This window comes from Chitinophaga filiformis, from assembly GCF_900102545.1.
Classification (GTDB): Bacteria; Bacteroidota; Bacteroidia; order Chitinophagales; family Chitinophagaceae; genus Chitinophaga; species Chitinophaga filiformis.
In genome coordinates this window covers 185,567-205,866 of record NZ_FNBN01000012.1, presented here as the reverse complement: position 1 = coordinate 205,866, position 20,300 = coordinate 185,567, and the positions used below count along the sequence as shown (strand labels likewise).

The window sequence follows — 20,300 nt, the reverse complement described above, 5'->3', positions numbered from 1 at the left end:
ATAGACCCCGTCAGGGGTCTCCGTGTTTGTAGCGCGGGGTGAAACCCCGGGGACCAATACGGACACCCCACCGGGAACCGAAATGGGTTCAACCCGGGTCAACAATACAGATGCCCCGAAACATATCCCCCAACGCCGACACCCTACCTAACATGGCAAAACAGATACGCCACCAGCAGCGCCCAGTCCCCGGAAGAGCTGGTCTTCAGATAACTACGCATTCTACGGAGGGCTTCCGTAAGCTGGTTTTTAACCGTTTGTTCCGAGAGGTTCAATTGACGAGCTATTTCGGCGATAGAGAGGTCTTCTTCCCGGCTCATCCGGAAGATCTGTTGCATACGGGTAGGCAAGAGGCCGACTGCTGCGGCAATATTGGCGCTGAGCTCTTTGGTTTCCAGCCGGTCGTTAAAATCCTGGCTGTCCAGTATATCGAACAAGGATATCTTTTTGATCTCTGCAGTACTGAAGGCATAATGACTGATCACCCTGTACTTAATGGCGGCATGCAAATACTTAGCGAATTCACCTTCCTTAAAAACGGGAATTTCCTTTCTTCTGCGCCAGAGACTCAGCATGACTTCCTGTACCAGGTCTTTTGCGTCGTTCACATCTACCCGCTGACAGGCCCGCGTGTATAACGCTTTCCAGTATCTGTTGTACAGCGTCTCGAAAGCAGCGGTATCATCTCCTTTCAGCAATTGCAGTAAGTCCCCGTCACTGGTATGCGTTTCGAACATGTTGGTCTTGGTATGCCGTAAAGTAAAAGCGAATTACTTAAGAAAGCAAGCGAACCGCTTGATTAATTGAAGAAGAGGCAGCCCTAAGCGCTAAGTATAACAGAAAATTGACATTGAAGATTCAATTCCCCCGACCACGGCATTTCCGGGGCCAGGTCACTTAGTGTATTCTCAATTCCTCTCCGACTTTCAGTAAATCCAGCCTTCCTTGTATAGCGCCCTGCTTTTCAAGCTCTTTCAGGGTATTAAAAGGGTCGCTCAGCGGCTCATCAGACAGATCAAAAGTGCCATAATGCATAGGTATCATTACTTTGGCATGCATATCATTTGCAGCCTTCACGGCATCCTGAGGGGAAATATGGCTCTGCGACATGAAAAAGGCAGGCTTATACGCTCCTATCCCTACGATGCAATAGTCAATATGGGGAAAGATCCGTCCCACGTCTTCAAAGTGACTGCCATATCCTGAGTCTGCAGCGAAATAAATGGTCTTGCCATCTCCCTGGATCACAAAAGCACCCCAAAGCTGGCTATTAAGGTCACGAAGCCCACGTTTGGACCAATGCCTTGCCGGGAGGAAAAAAACCTTAATACGGGCCTCTGTATGGTATTGCTGATACCATCCTGCCTCCTGTATCTGCTCACTACCCGTCAGTTTCTCCAGGAGACTTTCCATTTTTAGCCCTGTCAGGTAAACGGCCTGCGGATTATTGGCTGCCAATAAATTTAAGCTGCGCTTATCACAATGGTCCAGGTGATTGTGTGACATCAGGATATAATCCAGTCCTTTCAGTTTTGCGGGATCTATGGGAAAAGGTGTGCGCCGTTTGAACAGCGGGATATCATAGAAAACGGGATCGATCAGTATATTGACACCAGCCAGCCGGATGAAGAAAGAGGCATGGCCAAACCAGACAATACAGTCTTTACCGGAATGCAGAAAATCTTCATTATAAACAATATCGGGGATCCATCTGTCTGCTTTCTTCTCTGCTTTCTGCGGGTTCCGCTGCAAGCGCCATTTCAGGAATTCCGAAAATGAATATTGATGCGGGAACTCATGATTCATGAATTTTCCGTTTTCGTCTACCGGTGTTCCTTTCCAGTCAAAAGGTAATTGCATGCCCGGCAAGTCCGGGTTAAAGACATATTCCATAGCAGCCATCATGTGTTCCTGTCAAATATACGTTATCGGTATTGTTATTTCTCCATACCGTTGGATCAGCTCTTTCAGCAATACGTCCACAGCTTCTTTTGTGGCGGGCGTTGCTGCATTCGTAAAGATCACATATGCTCTGTTGGCCTCTTTGATAATGTGTACTCTTGTAATGAAGGCACCTGCATTCCCTTCGTTGAATGCCACGTGATATCGGAGAAGCTGAGGCGGATTAAACCATCCATAAGAGAAGTTGGGCATTCCGAAGAGCAGTTGCTCAAAAGTCTTCTTCGGCAACAAGTCACTTTTGCCTTTCAGGCCCAATAGGAGCATTCGCACAAAACGGGTATATTCTTCCAGGCTCACATTGATATTGCCTGCTGCCAGCAACCAGTTCATTTTATAGCTTTCGGCGGGCGGTAGTGGCTGCAGATTTTCATCATGTCCCCAGGGCTGTGTGGTATCTTTCAGATTGGGATAATCAAAGCGGAAATTAATACCCAGTCGTGCTCCCAGTTCCTGTACAAGTGTCTTGTAAGGTTTGCCACTTGCTTTTTCCAGCATAAGCCCCGCTGTAATATAATCGAGATTGGAAGGTGTTAGCCCGTTCTCATTCAATTTCTGAGGGGCTTGCGTCAGGAAATTAGCTACCAGCTGCATACGTTGTGCAGCATAGTCGCCATGTAGTTCTCTGAAAGTAGGCGTTTCCGAATCATAGGAATAACCCTGCAGCCTTCCCCTGAATGTCAGCAGGTTAGCCAGTGTAACAGTATCGTATACATAACGCGTCCTCCATCTCAGTTCAGGAAACAGCGTCAGAATAGTAGTATTCCATTGTATCTTCTGTTCCTTTACCAGCAAGGCCGCAATAAAAGCTGTAATGGCCTTGGTATTGGAGCCAATGTGGAATCTGTCGCCCGCCTGTGCAGCATAGGCCGTATTAGCACGTTTCACGCCCAGCACATGGCATTCCAGTACACTATCTGAAGAGACAACAGCGAATGCCAGTTCAGGCACTTTGTAATGTTCTCTCACACTATCTGCAAAAGATGTGATGCTCTGACTGTAAGATAAGTTGGTAATAGCCGCCAGCAATGGCAGTAGCAAGCGTTTCATAGGTATTAGTCGTTGTATGTTCTGATCTGTAAAGAGGAAGGCCCCTGCATTTTTACATCTACACCTGTCTTAGTCAGCAGGCCGGTCTGTGCGTCTCGTTTGAAAACTACCACATTCCCGCTGATCTGGTTGGCCACTATCAGGAATTTCCCGCTAGGATCTATCAGAAAGTTACGGGGATGATCTCCCAGTACGGACTCATATCCCACAAAAGTCAATGTTCCATTTTTATGGATGCTGTAAATGGCAATATTATTTTCCACGCCCCGGTTAGATGCATACAAAAAATGACCATCAGGAGAAATATGAATATCGGCACTACTATAAGCACTACGCGGCTCACTACCATGTGTCATCAATCGTTGAAAGGGTTCCAACCTGCCGCTGTTGTATTTATACGCAGCTACCGATCCCGACAACTCCTCTATACAATAGGCAAAACGCCCATTAGGATGAAAGGTGAAATGCCTTGGTCCACTACCGGGTGTAGTACGGATGAAACTATCCAGCTGTAATGGCTTTCCCTTACTGGCATCAAAAGTAAAACGTCGTATTTTATCCGCACCCAGGTCTGGCGCGAATACATAGTCCTGTGCCGGTGAAAATACGGTGGAATGAATATGCGCGCTTTTCTGTCTGTCAGTGATACTGCTATCGGCAAACGGGATGACCGTCACAGCCTCTCCTATAGTTCCGTCGCCATTCAAAGGAAATACCGCTATACTACCGCCTGTATAGTTTCCATTCACCAGCCAGCGCCCGCTTTTATGCACCGTGAGATAAACAGGGTTATCTCCCCCGCTGGGCTGTTTACTCAGCATCGTGATAACGCCCTGCTGCCTGTCGAAACGATAACTACTCACGCTGCCCAGGCCCGGCGTACGGGTCTCACTGCAGGCATAGATGTATTGACCATCAGCTGAAAGGGTCAGAAAGGAAGGGTTCATGATGGCGGAAAAGGTACAGACCTTATCGAGTCTACCACTCTCCATATCCATCTTGTAAATGTAGATACCGTCTTTATCTTTTGCATCATTATATGAGCCGACAAACAAATAGGTTGTCTGGGCATAGATAACGCAGTTGGCCAGCAATGCCAGTAACAGGAGGCATGATCTTTTCAGCAAGGTGATGAAGCGATTTATGGGTCCGGAATTGATGTGCCGGACAAAGATAGTATTTAGCCTCATTCCATTTTCAGGCTTTTTACAGGATTTGTAAGCCCTGCTCCCCTTTCCATTTACATCCCTTTGCCATATTCGAACAGGAGGTTTATGCGCGGATCAATATGTATCGTATGATTAGCCCGTATATTGATGATTGTTACCCTGTCTTTGATCTGCACAGTATATATCCGCGGATCATCATCTACAGCATATTCCAGCGGGAAGGCAAACAGATGTTCCTGGTCCTGTCTGATAATAAACTTTCCTCCGTCACCCGGACTGATAGTCAGTTCCGGCATTCCTGGTGTATACAACCATTGCTGAAAGAAGCCCTCCAGATCCTGTCCACTTGCCTTTTCCATCACCTTTCTGAAGTCAGTTGTATTAGCATTATGCCCACCATAGGTCGCAAAGTAATTGCGGATACCTTTCCAGAAGGTACTATCGCCCACCTGCCGTCTTAACATATGCAATACCCATCCGCCCTTCTGATAACTATTTGCATTCAGCAACTGTGTATATCTATCTTTTGCGCTGGTATCGACAACAGGGGTATACCTCTTTTTCTCAAAAGCAATCACTTTCTTCCGGTCAGCTTTTAAACCGGCCTTCAGGGTATCCACCCCATATGCATGCTCCATATACAGGTGTGTCATATAGGTTGCAAAGCCTTCACTAAGCCATACATGTTCCCAGTCCGTTTCTGTTACCGCATCTCCAAACCATTGATGCGCTATTTCATGGGCCAGCAATTCCTCGATATCCTTAGAACCCACCGATTCTTCCGAATAGAAGATAGCACCGGCATTTTCCATACCGCCGTAGATGGTTTTGGACTGGATATTGGCTAGTTTCTTATACGGATAAGGTCCTATCTGTTGTGTGAAAAAACGAAGGATCTCTCCTGCCTTACCATAGTCCTTAAACCCCTGTTTTTTATTCTCCGGAAATACATAACTGTATACCGGAATACCCTGTATATCGGCCGAATGATCCACCGCGAAACCTGCTATACCTATGGCAAAAATTTTAGTAGGTAGTAGCGCCTTTTCTGTATAACGGGTCCTTTTCAGGTGGTTTGCCATCAGTACTTCCTGTGCTTTCAGACCGTTGGCTACAACGGTATATTTATCCGGCGTAATCACATCGAAATCTACTGCCGCTTTATCAGAAGGATGATCTATACATGGCAGCCAGTGGTGTGCACGGTCAGGCCAGTTATCTGTGAAGAAGGTACGCTTGCCGAATTTGTTGCTGGAAATGATCAGGCCATCCCGGGGAATACCGGCATATTCGATCTGGTAGATATGCGTTTCACCCTTTCCGGCACCGACAGTTAAATAGACGCCTGCACTATCCTGCCGGAAGGGGATGTTCTTAACACCGTTTGGCATTCCCGGTTTTCCGGCATTAGCAACAGCATGGCCTGCGGCAGGTCTTTCTACTACTTTCAGTACAGTCATACCGGTATCAGCTATCTGCGGGCCTACGAGGTCAAGACGTAACTCGGGTACACTATTCAGAAAACGTACGGTGATTTCAGCAGTACCCGTTATTTTATCGGTGTTATCGCGTACCGTCAGGGAAATGCCGTAGTGCTGTACATCTACGGACTGACGCTGGCCAAAAGAGTTGAAATAGCTTCCCAGTAACAATAACGGGAGTACAATCAGTGTTTTAAACATACGGTATAGTATCAGTTTTCAAGGATTATTATTCCCCCCAGGCTGTAATGACCAGCTTTCTGCTGCCGCCATGATTGCGGTGTTCGCATAAATAGATCCCCTGCCAGGTGCCCAATGCCAGGTTGCCGTTCCTGATAGGGATCATTACAGAGCTACCTAGCATCGCTGCTTTCAGATGTGCAGGCATATCGTCGGGTCCTTCATCGTCATGTTGATAGTCAGGGTCATTCTCCGGCACCGCTTTGCTGAAATACATCTCAAAGTCCTTCCTGACGGTAGGGTCTGCATTCTCATTGATAGTAAGAGATGCCGATGTATGCTGTATAAAGACCTGGCACATACCGGTCCTGATCTCCCTTAGCTGCGGCATGGCCTGTGCCACTTCCCCTGTGATCAGGTGAAAACCTCTCCTCCTTTCATGGAGCTGCAATAATTCCTGGTATATCTTCATTTCATTCAGTTTAAACACAATAACACGCGTTCTAACAACACTTTTCATGCCTGCCGGTAAATAGCATATTTTTTTCAGATTTAGGCAGGACAAACTTAACTTAGTAAAAGAGAAAAATGAAATCGTTATGAAAACATTACTGATTCCCGTTGATTTCTCCGCTACCTCTGATAATGCTGTCGATTTTGCGATAGAATGGAGCAAGGCTTACGGTTACGAACGCATTATCCTGCTCAAGACCTTTTACGACACTGTTTTTGATCATATCGTGGTTTCTGCTGAATATGCCCCTGTCAGTCCTCATTACATGGCCAGGGAGCGCCAGGAAGCCAGCCTGCAAATGGATAATCTCTCCCAGCATATTATTACGAAGACGAACAAAGAGGTACAGGTCGTCTCCATGGTCAGCGAAGCCCCCCTGCTGAGGGCTATATTAGAAGTAGTCAGGGATGAATCGCCCGAGCTGATCGTAATTGGCAGCGATAACTTCAGGTATTCCAGCGGCAGCTTTATTGCCGGCAACCTGATCTCCATCGCCAAGGCCAGTCCTGTCAGGGTGCTGATCGTACCGGCAGCTTACACCTATCAGCCGGTGAAAAACATCCTGGTGCCCTGCGACTACAAAACGCTGGACTCCCTGCATAAGTTGCAGAATCTTCAGATCCCTCCCCAGTGGGATGACAGTAAACTGCTGGTCCTGAATGTGGATGCAAAGGAAAAATATCTCGACCCTGACGAACAGTTAAAGCTGGCAGAACAACATGTACATGAGCGCTTACGGGACTATAAGCATGAAATCTGTTATAGCAGCGACAAAAACATTATCAATGGCATCCTGAATTTTACAGAGAAACATAAGATCCAGCTCATCATTTCCTTACCTGGCAAACACAGCTTTCTGTACTACCTGACACATAAAAGTATTTCTGACGCAATCTGCCGCAATGCCCGGGAACCAGTAATGATACTCAAATAAAAATCGCTTTTCCGGGTACTTTTCCTCAAAAACCACCCATTATGCCAATAAATAATATATATAATAAATTAATTTATTACTTTGGGTGGAATAGTCCAACGATATCATGCCAACCAGGAAACCACCATCTGCTTTCAAGGCGCCCTCCCTTGGAGTACTATTAATGGGAAAGGAAGATGAGTTTTCCTTCGAGCACCGGGTATTTAATTTAACCGGCGCCATCACCCTGATAATCCTTGCTGCTTTCCTTGTCATTGATCTGCTGATTGCCGCAAATGAATCTACCCTGCTCTTAGTGGGGCTAATGGTCATACAGGTAATCTATTATATCCTGTCCCGTAAAATGCGGAAATACCGGTCTATTATTGTCAGCTATGTCATCGTAGTATACACCGGTCTCAGTGCCAATTATTTCTTCAATGCAGGAATTGACGGGCCTACCCTCTTACTGTTTTTCACCACCCTCCAGCTGGCCCTGAATATCTCCCACAGGGAAAAATATGTTTTATGGCTGATATTAAGCCTTATCATTCCCGGTACGCTGCTGGCGATTGAATTATATATTCCAGGAACAATAAGCGGTTACTATAAAAATCCAACTGAAAAGATCATCGACCGTTTCGGCTGTTATGTCCTGTCCACCATTTATATTTTCTTTGCCACTTCCAGTTTCAAAAGGCATATCACCGCTCAGCAGGAACGTGAAAAGAAAAGAGCCGCCGACATTCTCGATTACAGTATCCGGCTGCGTGCTTTCTTCGAAAGCCTGACGGACAACTTCGTGTTGCTGGACAGGAATATGAAGGTGCTTTACTTCAATAAAGCCGCATTAGAGCTCACCACTACCCTCTATGACAGAAAGATCGAAGCGAACCTGAACATCGATCAGTTCGTACACGAATCCAATAAGGAATCTTTCTACTATTGCTTTAATACCGCATTAAGCGGCACCGCCATTGCCAGGGAATTCCCGCGGGTATATGGTACAAAGGAGACCTGGTGGTTAAGTTCCTTCAACCCTGCCAGAGATGAAAATGGAGAGATCATCGGTGTGACTATGATCATGAAAGATATCACCGACGCCTATCTCTACAAACTCAAAATAGAACGTAAGAACGAACAGCTGGAAAAGATCGCCCATATACAGGCGCATGAACTACGCGGGCCGCTCACTTCCGTACAGAGCCTTTTGGAGCTCATAAAGGATGAATACCGCGATATGGACCTGATATATACCCGGAAGCTGGAAGAGGGCTTAAACAGGCTGGATGAGAAGATAAAAGAGATTATTACGCTATCTTCTGTTGATAGGGAGGAGTTGTAGGAGATGCTATCTATAAGCAAAAGGCCGTCCCGCATAAAGCAAGGACAGCCTTTTTAATTGAAACTGAACCGTGTTTTAGAAGTTAGGATTCTTTATTGGTGCACTGCCTTCACCCGGTGGATTCAGATCTGCTTCATCTGCCGGCACATCCCAGTAATCCATGAAATTATAATTGATCGTAACATTCGTATTAACCACGCTGGCGGAAGTCAGGAAGGTATTACCATAACTACCACCTCCATTGCTGATATCATATGTCCATCCCCATCTTCTGTTATCATAGAAAGACAGACCTCTGAATACCAGCGCCGCTCTTCTTTCCATTACCAGCTCTTTCAGCGCACCTGCCTTTGTGAGTCCTGTACCAGCTACAGCAGCAACGCCTGCTCCCATGTAGGTCCTTACAGCATCCACATAAGCCAGCCCGGCATCTGTATTACCCAAACGGATATTTGCTTCTGCCAGCATCAGCGCATTTTCTTCATAGCTGGGACCTATGAACAGTTCATAATTGCCCGTCGACTTTGACCCATATACATATACACCACTTGTACCAGCGCCTCCATCTATGATACTATAACGGGTACCAAAAGAAAGATCATCCAGGTATTTGGTAGCGGTGTTGAAGTTATTGGCCAGTCGCTTGTCGCCCGCCTTCAGGTTCTGTACAAAGCGCTCGCTCAACCTGAATGTAATAGCGGTGTTGACACCGGTAGTCAATGCTGCCACAGTACCACCATCCGCAGTAAAGAACCCGTTGGCCGGAGCACTTCTGCCGGTGAATACATAATCATTTTCCCTGATACCATTTGTGGCCAGGTTCAGTACCTCATTCCAGTCGGCTGTTGTCATCATCTCAGTAGAGGCCTTGCTGATCACCGCATCCGGATTGCCATTCACAAATGGCGCCAGCTTATTCACCAGGATGTTCCTTGCCAGCATGGTATTGATATTCCTGAGCCACATATCAGTAGTCAGCACACCTCCCTTACCTACCTGGCAGAAAGCAGGGATCAGTTGTCCTAATACAGCAGCGTAATCTCCTGAGCTGGAAATACCAGATGATAATAAACCAGCCGCCATATGCAGGTACTTATTGGATGCAGCGATCACAGAGTCTTTCACCACGTAGCTGTTACTACCTGCTCCATCCTGGTCAACGATCAGACCGGAATAATACATAGAACCGACAGATGCATAGGCATAGGCTTTCCACCAATAGCACCAGGCCTTGATAGTATTACTCTTTGTTGTTGCATCACCGGAGAATGTAATTTTATCAACGATACTCAGCACCTTATTACATGCGCCGTTCAGTGCATACATATTCAGCCACTGGTAGTACAGCGGATTATAGCCGGAACCTGTCTGCGCGCGGGTATTATTAGCTCTCAGCTGACTAACATTAGAGATGTTTGTGTTAACCCTGGAATTATTATCCAATATAAAATACTCGGGTATGCTGATCGTACTCACCAGCTGATTGGAAGCCTGTGCGCCTACCACATCCGCCAGCAGTTCACTATAACCATAAGGCAATGAAAAATAGCTGTCGCCCAGCCAGACATCCCCTTTCTGAAAACCGTTGACATATACAGCACCAATGGCCAGTGCAATGATACCCGACTCATTATTCACATTCTCATCTACCGTAGGCAGGTTGGGATTACCTACATTGAGTTCTTTCTTACAGGCGATGATGCTGCATAGAAAGACGATCCCTAAAAGCCCTGAAACATATTTATTCCTGATCATAATTTTCTCTTTTTTAATAAACATTAGAATCCGACATTTAAACCCACTGCATAAGATTTGAGGTTCGGTATAGTACTGTTGTCTATGCCTCTGTCGAACGAGGAGTTTACAGCACCTGAGCTTACCTCCGGATCAAAGCCGGTATAGTGAGTAACAGTCAGGATGTTCCTGCCCGTCAGCACTAACTGCAGTTTATTGAAGTACTTTATCTTCATCACCTTCGAAAAGTCAAATCCTACAGAGACGTTCCGCAGTCTCAGGAAAGAAGCATCTTCATAGAAATAATCCTTGGTAGCGTTATTACCCGGTCCATACAGGCTGCCCCATGACCCACTGTAAGCACTGCCATAATAAGCTGTATACGCAGCTGTAACGCCATTGATGGTAACAGGCTTCGCAAAGTCGCCATGGATACCGTCCCTGTACATCCATTCTTTTGTCTGATTGTACAGGTGACTGCCATATATCCAGTCAAACTGGAAAGAGAATGTCAGGAAATCCTTAATGCCGAACGCACTGATAAAAGAAGCATTAAACTTGGGATTTGGGTCACCTAGCGGATAGGCCTCAGAGGAAAACTGGATACCTTTTGTAGTAGTATCCACAAGATGTCCGTTCACTACCTGGTACTTTCCGGCATCCTGTTCGGAGATATATTTTGTTCCATTTTTATTAACGGCATCTACACTGGTCAAAGCCTTATAACCGTAGATCTGTCCGATCTTCTGTCCTGCGGTCAGCACCAATGCAGTACTACCTGCGGCAGAAGTCAGGATGATGTCTGCGCCGCCATTGATCCTGTCGATCTTAGATGTCTGGTGACTGAAGTTCGTCGTAAAGTCCCAGGTGAAATTCTTACTGTGATACAGCGGCAGGTTCAACTGGAACTGATATCCGTTGGAAGACATATTGATGGCATTATTCAGGATACCTGTAGCGCCGGAAGAAAGTGGTGCGCTTACTGTATAGATCACATTTTCACTCTTACGTTTCCAATAAGTAAAGGAGGCATTTACCGTGTTTAGCCAATTGCCTTTAGCAGCATTGAAGGTCAGGTCTGTACCTGCTTCAAACTCTTTGGATACTTCTACCTGCAGATGGGGGTTCTGTCCTGTAACCGGTACAGAATATACTACGTCAGAACCAACGGTGTTCTGATCCAGCGTAGGATACCTGTCGAAAGGACCGGGTTGTATACCCGCTTCACCATAGGCAGCTCTCAGTTTAAAGTAGGGTATTCTGCTCTCCAGCTTATCAGCCCAGAAGTTAAAGGAAGAAGGGAGTATATAACCATATACATTAGGGAATGTAAAAGGAGAAGCGCCACTTCCGAAAGCAGAAGACCAGTCACTTCTGAAGCCACCACCTATACCACCATAATCACCGAAATCGATCTTCTGGTTGATAAGGTAGCCATAAGTAATAAAGGACTCCTCATAGTTACCGGTAGTCTTAGTCGTAGTAGAATAAGGCGCTACAAACAATTGTTTGGCAGTAGAGATATTCACAGGCGGAGAAAGCGGTAATCCAAGTCCATACACATCTTCTTCCTTATACTTGTTCTTCCTGTAATCGTAGGAGATCTGTGTAGTAGTCTGGATGGGTAAATGGATGTTAAAGTCCTTCTCAAAATCCGTCCTGATATAGGCACTTCCGAGGAAGTTCTGGAAGGTCGTGTTATAGTTCCAGTTGTCTATCTCCCCCCCTGCGTCATTGGCAAACTGGTAAGCCCATGAATCATAGTACATGGTATTGGCATTCTGTGTCTGGTTCAGATAGGTCCAGGTAGCTTTTTCCGTTCTGTAGTTAATACCGTATTTCGCATCCAGTTCCAGGAAATGATTTACCTGGAAGTTGGCATTAAAGCTTTGTACGATATCTACCTTGTTATCCAGCCCGCTTGCATACTGCTTTACGAAGTATGGGTTAAAGGCGTTGATACTTAAGAAATCGGCTGTCTGGAAGGCAGGTGAATTACCATCTGCCATTTTATAGGTCAGGTCAAAGAAGGGCGAAGTATTCAGGAAGCTGTAGATATTATCATTCTTACCCGCGGTATTTCCTTTACCATACAGGTAGCCACCAGCGCCGCCTAAGCCGGGCACTGTAGTGTTCTTTGTATAGATCACCTGTGTAATGGAACGCAGTTTGAATCCTTTGAACAATTCTGTTCCCAGGTTGGCCGTCAGGTTAGAGCGGTCTACATAACCATTCTTCATGACAGGGCTCACCGTATGATTGTTGGCAACACCAAGAGAGAAGTCTGATTTATCGGAACCACCGGAAATACTGATATTATTGTTCCAGGATGTTCCTGTCTGGAACACCTGTTTAAAGTGATCGTAATATTTAAGGTTGGCATTGTATGGCTTGTTGGCAATATTCCTCGGATCAAGTATGCCATACCGGGTAGCACCACCATAAGCGTAGGATATACCTTCAATACCGCCCACATCAGTATATTTCAGGATATTCCCGGAGGCATCTACGATATTATTGTTACCATCGGTTAAATAAGGATGAAGACGCGCCTTTTCAACATGTCCGCTGTTGATGTAACTGTTCGCTGCATAATTGGTAGAGTAGGTAACGGCAATAGGACCACGTTTTCCCTTTTTTGTGAAGATCTGCATTACACCATTGGCGCCTTGCGCACCATAGATGGAAGCAGAAGCTGCACCCTGTACCACTTCGATCCTTTCCACATTACTCAGGTCAAGTGAGTTGAGGTCTGTAGCAGACACCTGCACACCATCCAGCATGATCAGGGGTTTGGTACCATTCTGTACGGTGTTGACACCTCTTAACAGGATGTTGACCGGATCGCCGGGGTTACCGCTCACAGAAGAGATCTGCGCACCTGGTATCTTACCGATAAGCGCCTGGTCAATACTGGTAGAAGGACCACTCACCAGTTTCTCTGCTGTAACAGATTCCACCGAGATCCCCAGTTTACGTTTACTCGTAGCAGTACCTACCCCGGTAATAACTACTTCTGATAGTATCTTTTTGTCCACCCCTAATGTAACGTTCAACACAGGACCATTGACCGTTACCAGTTTAGTTTCATAGCCAATAGCGGTAAATATTAATGTGCGGCCTTTTTCAACATTGATGACGAATGTGCCGCTGGCATCCGTTACAGTTCCCCCACCACCTTTTATTTTGATACTCGTACCGGGAAGTGGTGCACCTGAATCGTCAGATACGGTCCCGGTAATTTTAACGGTGGTCTGCGCCTGAAGCGTGCTGACATAGGCATGGCATAGCAATACCATCAGGCATAATAGCATTTTCTTTCTCATAGATGTGATTTAAATATTACTGTTTAACCGAGTAACATAGGTGCACAGGGAAGCCGGGCTGTAGGCATAATACTTTCCACTACCGTACTATAAGGCACGGCATCAAATAACAAAACCTGTATGTACTGTGATGGTCAGTACATAACATTCCCCTTAGATAATTCGCATATCTTTTTTTCCCGCAACAAAAAATAAATAGGTTAAGTGGCAATTATTAAACTGCACAGCCACTCTTAAAGCATCTGTTCACCACAAAGTTCAATACTAAAATCAGGCATAGTACCTGGGTTTTCCAAGCTAGTGAGTCATCACCAAGATGAAGTCTGGTCGTTAAATGATTTAGATTCTGGTTGTCATTCTTATCATGATAAATATAAAACCCTTTTGTTAGATTTCACAATTTTTGAGCGAGAAAAGAGAAAAAAAGTAATATTGAATTTATTATTATATGATTGTATGCAGGCACTTATTATCTAACACTGTGGCATCGGGGCGGTGATTTTGCCATGTAAATTCTCCCCAAAACAGATTGGCAACAGAATTGCGGAATATGCATTATGCGGACAAATATACTTACTTCGATCCTCGACAACGATTTCTACAAGTTCACCATGCAGCAGGGAGTAATTACACTATTCCCCTATGCAAAGGCCCGTTATGCTTTTATCAATAGAGGCAAACATTCCTTCCCTGCCGGCTTTGCCAATATACTGCGTAAAGCGGTTGACGACATGGCATTACTACAACTAAGCAAGCAGGAAAAAGATTTCCTGAGGATCACCTGTCCTTACCTCTCTCCTGTTTACCTCGACTTCCTGGAAGGTTACCGTTACGATCCTTCAGAGGTGAAGATTACACAGGAAAGAGATCAGTTACATGTCAGTGTAGAAGGCGCCTGGTATCGTACTATTCTCTGGGAAGTACCCTTAATGTCACTGATCTGCGAATTGTATTATCTGTCAACCAATGCTGACCGTATCAGCGACGAAGCCGTAATGGAACGTACACGCAATAAGATTGAGAATTATCTGCACCTGGGAGTGACTGTCGCCGAATTTGGCACCCGCCGCAGACACTCCTCTGCCGTACATCACCTGGTGATGAAGGCTTTGAAGGAATATGGCGACGGTTCTTTTATCGGCTCCAGCAACGTCCACATGGCGATGTCTTATCAAACCAAACCTATCGGCACGCATGCGCATGAATGGTTCATGTTCCATGCCGCCCGTTATGGGGTTAAATTGGCCAATGCACTGGGATTGGAACACTGGACACAGGTATACCGCGGAGACCTCGGTATTGCGCTGTCTGATACCTATACAACAGAAGTCTTCTTCAAACAGTTTGACAAAATGTTTTCCAAACTCTTTGATGGCGTCAGGCATGATAGTGGTGATCCCCTGTTATTCGCCGACAAGGTAATCGCCCACTACCAACAGATGGGCATTGCACCTATTACCAAGAGCATCATTTTTTCTGATGCATTGAATTATGATAAGGTAGCGCGTATTGCAGCGCATTGCCGGAACCGGATAGGCATGTCTTTTGGCATAGGTACCAGCCTAACCAACGATGCCGGTCCTGCTGCCTTGAATATTGTGATCAAAATGACGGCGGCCTGCCCTGAAGGAGAAGGATGGACGCCTGTTGTGAAGCTATCGGATGAACATGGCAAGTACACCGGCGATGAACAGGCTATCGTGCTTGCAAAAACAATACTGGAAATTGATTGATGTGAATTAAAACCCCAATTGTATGCAAGAGGTTGAACTGGATACTATGCGTGATTACCTCGATCTGATCAGGATCAACAAGGAGGAGAATATACGTAATGGCAATGTGGGTGATTTTGTTTTCCGTGGACAGGGAGCCGATTATCCGCTGATCCCGAAGATCTGCAGGCTCAAACCCAAAGGAGACCTCTTCGAAGTAGAAAAGGCCTTACTGACAGAGTTTAAACGCACCAATCCATTGCTGGTACAGCAACAGACTCCTTTGAATGACTGGGACTACCTGACACTGGGTCAGCATTTCGGGCTGCCTACGCGATTACTTGACTGGTCCAACAGTGCGCTTACAGCCTTATGGTTTGCTGTATCCGGTCATAATACAGAATGTTTGCCTGCAGGCGCTTATGCTGTTGTCTGGATCCTGATGCCCACAGATGAAGATTTCGATTTTAACCCGGATGAAGTCCATCCTTTTGACCTGCCGGCCACCAGGATCTTTCGTCCCAGGCTGATCAAGCAGCGCATTAATAACCAGTCGGGAGTTTTCACAGTACCCTCTACGCAGGAATTGCGGGAGACCCGTTATATGAATGAAAGCGACCACTATGACCTGAAGCTCATCAAAGTGAAGATCCCTACCGCCAGTCTGTCTAATATGCGCAACGACTTACAGACCCTGGGCGTGAATGCATTTTCTATCTTCCCCGAACTGGAAGGACTTTGCGCCTTCCTGCAATGGCGTTACTTCGAATAAATGCAAACCTCATATCTCTATTATATGGAACGGCAGCTCATACCCTGCCTTCATCAACACCGGTTTAGCTACGTTAAACACCTTCACACCTCCGGTCAGTGTTCCCTCCAGTGTACCCATATGCGCATGCCCGTGGAAAACAGCTGCTACCTGCCGGCGGACCAATGGCTCTGCCAGTCTTGAAGAACCGAGAAATGGGTAGATAGGCTCCGGCTCTCCTTTCACGGTATCCAACATCGGGGAATAATGCAGGATGGCTACCTTTTTCAGATTTTCATGCTGCTGATCTATCCTGGCCAGGGCCCTGTCGAGGTGCAGTGCTTCATCTACTGCCTCCTGTACAAATGCTTTCATAGCATCTTCCCCGAACATAGACAGCATGAAATTATCAAAGCCGCCACCGAAACCTTTTACACCAGCGAAGCCCACATTGCCTATTACTACCGCTTCTCCATCCAGAACGTGTACATTCTCGCTCTGCACTGTCTGCCTGATCAGTTTCTGCCGGCCTTTTTCATGGTCATGATTGCCCAGTACTGCCACTACCGGAATAGTGCAGGACTTCAATTCATCGCATAAGATCTTCGCTTCACTCTCATCACCGGTATTTGTCAGATCGCCACAGATAAGCAGCACATCTGCCTTACGTGATACTTCTTTGAAGTATTCCGTCCACTTATTCTTATCAGTGTCAGTGATATGAATGTCGGCAACAGCGGCAATGCGCATCTTCTTGTTTTCTGTGTTTTCAGCATCCATTATCAAACCGTTTTTATAGTCATTCCTTTATAATGCCAGTCCGTAATATCGACTGCATATTGTGTCTGATCTATCAATGGCCCCCTACACACCTTTTCCTGTGAGGGAGGCAGTTCATACTGATCCCGTGCTCTTTGCATCAGTTCGTCAAACAGCCAGCGGGGAATGATCTCCGTATAGTCGGCCGGGTATACAAACTGAAATACCAGCAATTGTGCCAGCAACAAATGCCAGTGAGGATCACAACGGCGCAGCAGTCTTTCCCAGTTGAGCTGTTTGCCATACCGCAACATAACATGATTGACATCTGCCCCGTCAAACCGCTCTCGGTTCTGTATAAAGACCTTGCTCCAAATTAGCTCTTCCGGTGCGATCAACCTTATGGGCAATCCCATAAAGACCACTTCCACCGCGTGCTCATACCAGCTTTCATCAACCAGGCAGATATTATTCGTGCTGTTGAAAATAATGTCTATGTAATACTCTCCTTTGAAAACTTTGGCCAGCCAGCGTGCATCTGTCAATACAATTTCGTATCCATGGGACGCAAACAGCTTCATTAGGCCGGCATATTGTGTAGGAGTACAGAATATATCCAGGTCTTTGGTGTCGCGGAAAAGACCTGTGTAATGGAATAAAGCAAATCCTCCTCCCAGCAGAAAATCCTCCCCGCTCTCTACGAGGATAGATAGTGCTTCACGATAGAAAGAATGTGCTTCCCGCATTTGTTCATCAGTCATCATCATACCTTCTATATAGACTAAAAACTGTGCCGTTGCAGGTTTTGACCAGCCTTATCAGACAGGAACCATACTATTGGCCAGACTTATCAAGCCGGTCAGGCAACAATTCCTGTGAATAATTGCCGATTGCTGTGAAGATTTTGCCCCATTCATTATATTTGAGACAAATCCTTAATTCAATCCATGAAATATCTTCCATTTATTGCCATCGCGATCTCATTGCTATCCTGCAGCCACCAAAAAGAGGAATCTTCAGCAGCTACTTCCACTTCACCATTGGTAGGTACCTGGAAACTGATCAGTGCCAGGTCTATCCAGGGTAAGGACACAACGATCACTGCACCTGTTGCCGGACAGGAAACCATCAAAATATTCAATGACAGCTACTTTGCTTTCTTTACACATGACCTGAACCATGGCACTGATTCATCAGCGGTATATGGTTCCGGCAGCGGTACTTATACACTGGTGAAAGATGTGTACAGCGAGCACCTGGAATATTGCAGTTACCGGGGCTGGGAAGATAAGGACTTCTCCTTCGTTATGCAGATCTCAAAAGACACCATCATCCAGAGTGGTATTGAAAAGATTGATAGCCTGAATATCAATCATGAGATCGTAGAAACATATGCAAGGATCCGTTAGGATGATAACAAAACAGGCTGTCCACTATAAGCGAACAGCCTGTTTTTATTTAGCTACCTGATATAGACAGTACACTACTGTGTACCTACAATTCCATCCGCTTCAGTGCTTTCACTGCATAATCAGCCGCACGTGCCGTCAACGCCATATAGGTCAGAGAAGGATTCTGACAGGCAGAGGAAGTCATACATGCCCCATCAGTTACAAATACATTCTTTGCACTATGCACCTGGTTCCATTTATTGAGGATGGAAGTGGCAGGATCATTCCCCATACGCGCTGTTCCCATTTCATGTATGGCCATCCCCGGATAGGAATTCCGTCTAAAAGGTCTTACGTTCTTTAAGCCTGCAGCCTCCAGCATTTCAACGGCATCCTGGTCCATATCCTTCCGCATCTGCATCTCGTTCTCCCGGAAATCACAATTGAACTGCAATACAGGCTGTCCCCAGGCATCTTTCATACTATGATCGAGTGAGACCATGTTATCATAATAAGGCAGGCATTCCCCGAAGCCCATTAGTCCCAGTTGCCAGGGTCCCGGCTCAGACAGATACTCCTTATAGGCGGCTCCTATCCCCAATTCTGCTATACCTCTTGCCCAGTCGCCACGACCACTGTAACAGCTATATCCAAAACCACGGAGATAGCTGCGTTTATCCTTTCCTATATTCCTGAAGCGTGGTATATATAAACCCGCGGGTCGCTGTCCGAAATAGTACTTGTCCTCAAACTCATCTGAAGTACCGCTGGCGCCTGCATGAAAATGATGATCCATCAGGTAATGCCCCAGTATGCCGTTATCATTGCCTAATCCCTGCGGGAACCTGTTGGAGGTGGAATTGAGCAGGATGAAAGTACTGCCCATGGCAGAAGCATTCACGAAGAAGATCCGCGCATAATACTCCGTCATCTCTTTGGTGTGCTTGTCTATTACGCGAACGCCGGTCACCTTTCCTTTGCTTTCATCGTAAATGAGTGAATTGACAATGCTGTCGGGACGCAGGGTAAGATTGCCTGTCTTTACAGCTGCCGGCAATGTAGATGATTGTGTGCTGAAGTAAGCACCGAAGGGGCATCCGCGGGCGCAACGATTGCGATAGTTACAGGCGCTTCTGTCGCCGATAGCTTTTGTCAGATTTGCCATCCTGTACATCGTCACTCTCCTGGCGGGATAAGCGGCTTCTATACGGGCCTTTACCGCCTTCTCCAGGCAATTCATCTCCATAGGAGGCTGAAAGATCCCATCAGGCAGGTGTGGCAATCCTTCTGCCTGTCCGCTGATACCTGCAAAAGCCTCCACATGATCATACCAGGGGGCAATATCTTTATAACGAATAGGCCAGTCTATACCTATCCCCTCTTTTGCATTGGCTTCAAAATCCATTTCACTCAGTCGCAGGGAACCTCTTCCCCACATGATAGACTTGCCGCCTACAATATCCGGCCTTACCCAGTCGAAGCGTTTCTTCTCCACATAGGGACTCTCTACATCCTTTAGCCAGTAACTCTCATTAAACTCATCGAATGGACGGTCGCGGATCAGATACGGGTGTTCTTTATCCTGCTTGGTCGTCAACATGCCGCGGTGCTGTACTTCCCAGGGCGCTTTAGTGGCATTGGTATAGTCCTTTATGTGTTCAAACTGCCGTCCTCTTTCCAGCATCAATACTTTCAGCCCTTTTTCACATAGTTCTTTGGCAGCCCATCCTCCGCTGATCCCGGAGCCGATTACAATAGCATCATAGGTGTTCGCATCTTTCGCATGTAGGTTTAAGTTTATCATGTCGTGGAACTTTCAAAGAAATTAAGTAAAATAGTAACAGGCAGTGGCAGAAATGGGATGACCGGTTGATATTCCTGAGAATAGTTGAGGACAAGCATACAGGATAGTGTTATATATCGGACAACGATGTATTAAAACCGGACACACCTACTGCTGCCCAAATACATAAGCAACTGATTTACAATCCTGTGATGATCTGGCATTCTTTTGGG

16 protein-coding genes are annotated in these 20,300 nt (G+C 46.1%); 5 read left to right on the top strand and 11 right to left on the bottom strand.

The genetic code is table 11. From position 1 onward, the window contains the following. Window positions 1–143: 143 nt before the first annotated feature. From BLR32_RS31505 to BLR32_RS31480, 6 genes are all read right to left on the bottom strand, one after another. The gene (locus tag BLR32_RS31505) at window positions 144–737 is read right to left on the bottom strand and encodes an RNA polymerase sigma factor (protein ID WP_089838231.1); all 594 of its coding nucleotides are present in this window, start codon (window positions 735–737) and stop codon (window positions 144–146) included. A gap of 160 nt (window positions 738–897) precedes the next feature. Continuing rightward, window positions 898–1,860, bottom strand: coding sequence for an MBL fold metallo-hydrolase (locus BLR32_RS31500; RefSeq protein WP_245705570.1), 963 nt, complete (start codon window positions 1,858–1,860; stop codon window positions 898–900). A 54-nt stretch (window positions 1,861–1,914) separates the two neighbouring features. Next, on the bottom strand, window positions 1,915–3,009 hold the full coding sequence (locus tag BLR32_RS31495; RefSeq protein WP_089838230.1) for a serine hydrolase domain-containing protein: 1,095 nt from the start codon (window positions 3,007–3,009) through the stop codon (window positions 1,915–1,917). 5 nt (window positions 3,010–3,014) lie between these two features. Beyond that, the gene (locus BLR32_RS31490) at window positions 3,015–4,136 is read right to left on the bottom strand and encodes a lactonase family protein (protein ID WP_218124285.1); all 1,122 of its coding nucleotides are present in this window, start codon (window positions 4,134–4,136) and stop codon (window positions 3,015–3,017) included. Window positions 4,137–4,249: 113 nt separating this feature from the next. Continuing rightward, window positions 4,250–5,860: a M1 family metallopeptidase gene (locus tag BLR32_RS31485; RefSeq protein WP_089838225.1), complete on the bottom strand. Its 1,611-nt coding sequence runs from the start codon at window positions 5,858–5,860 to the stop codon at window positions 4,250–4,252. Between the two features lie 28 nt (window positions 5,861–5,888). Continuing rightward, window positions 5,889–6,359 carry a secondary thiamine-phosphate synthase enzyme YjbQ gene (locus BLR32_RS31480; RefSeq protein ID WP_245705569.1) on the bottom strand — a complete coding sequence of 157 codons (471 nt, stop codon included), beginning with the start codon at window positions 6,357–6,359 and terminating at the stop codon, window positions 5,889–5,891. 79 nt (window positions 6,360–6,438) lie between these two features. On the opposite strand from BLR32_RS31480, the gene BLR32_RS31475 reads away from it, so the two are divergent. Then, window positions 6,439–7,287, top strand: coding sequence for a universal stress protein (locus BLR32_RS31475; RefSeq protein WP_089838223.1), 849 nt, complete (start codon window positions 6,439–6,441; stop codon window positions 7,285–7,287). Between the two features lie 106 nt (window positions 7,288–7,393). Further along, window positions 7,394–8,611, top strand: a complete 1,218-nt coding sequence (locus BLR32_RS31470; RefSeq protein ID WP_089838221.1) for a PAS domain S-box protein — start codon at window positions 7,394–7,396, stop codon at window positions 8,609–8,611. Window positions 8,612–8,686: 75 nt separating this feature from the next. Here BLR32_RS31470 and BLR32_RS31465 read toward each other — a convergent pair whose 3' ends face one another. Further along, window positions 8,687–10,366, bottom strand: a complete 1,680-nt coding sequence (locus tag BLR32_RS31465) for a RagB/SusD family nutrient uptake outer membrane protein (protein WP_245705568.1) — start codon at window positions 10,364–10,366, stop codon at window positions 8,687–8,689. A gap of 23 nt (window positions 10,367–10,389) precedes the next feature. Further along, the gene (locus tag BLR32_RS31460; protein ID WP_089838217.1) at window positions 10,390–13,671 is read right to left on the bottom strand and encodes a SusC/RagA family TonB-linked outer membrane protein; all 3,282 of its coding nucleotides are present in this window, start codon (window positions 13,669–13,671) and stop codon (window positions 10,390–10,392) included. Between the two features lie 557 nt (window positions 13,672–14,228). Between BLR32_RS31460 and pncB the strand changes: the two genes are divergently transcribed. After that, window positions 14,229–15,404: a nicotinate phosphoribosyltransferase gene (gene pncB, locus BLR32_RS31455; protein ID WP_089838215.1), complete on the top strand. Its 1,176-nt coding sequence runs from the start codon at window positions 14,229–14,231 to the stop codon at window positions 15,402–15,404. Window positions 15,405–15,426: 22 nt separating this feature from the next. Beyond that, window positions 15,427–16,155: an FRG domain-containing protein gene (locus BLR32_RS31450; RefSeq protein ID WP_089838213.1), complete on the top strand. Its 729-nt coding sequence runs from the start codon at window positions 15,427–15,429 to the stop codon at window positions 16,153–16,155. A 9-nt stretch (window positions 16,156–16,164) separates the two neighbouring features. On the opposite strand, the gene BLR32_RS31445 is transcribed toward BLR32_RS31450, so the two are convergent. Then, window positions 16,165–16,914, bottom strand: coding sequence for a metallophosphoesterase family protein (locus tag BLR32_RS31445; protein ID WP_089838212.1), 750 nt, complete (start codon window positions 16,912–16,914; stop codon window positions 16,165–16,167). Window positions 16,915–16,916: 2 nt separating this feature from the next. Beyond that, on the bottom strand, window positions 16,917–17,660 hold the full coding sequence (locus BLR32_RS31440; RefSeq protein ID WP_089838210.1) for a nucleotidyltransferase: 744 nt from the start codon (window positions 17,658–17,660) through the stop codon (window positions 16,917–16,919). A 180-nt stretch (window positions 17,661–17,840) separates the two neighbouring features. Here BLR32_RS31440 and BLR32_RS31435 point away from each other — a divergent pair, with 180 nt between their 5' ends. Next, entirely contained in the window at window positions 17,841–18,302 is a 462-nt protein-coding gene (locus BLR32_RS31435) for a lipocalin family protein (protein WP_089838209.1), read from the top strand. Between the two features lie 85 nt (window positions 18,303–18,387). On the opposite strand, the gene BLR32_RS31430 is transcribed toward BLR32_RS31435, so the two are convergent. Beyond that, window positions 18,388–20,088 (bottom strand): GMC oxidoreductase, encoded by a 1,701-nt coding sequence (locus BLR32_RS31430; protein WP_089838207.1) that lies wholly within the window; start codon window positions 20,086–20,088, stop codon window positions 18,388–18,390. Window positions 20,089–20,300: the final 212 nt, after the last annotated feature.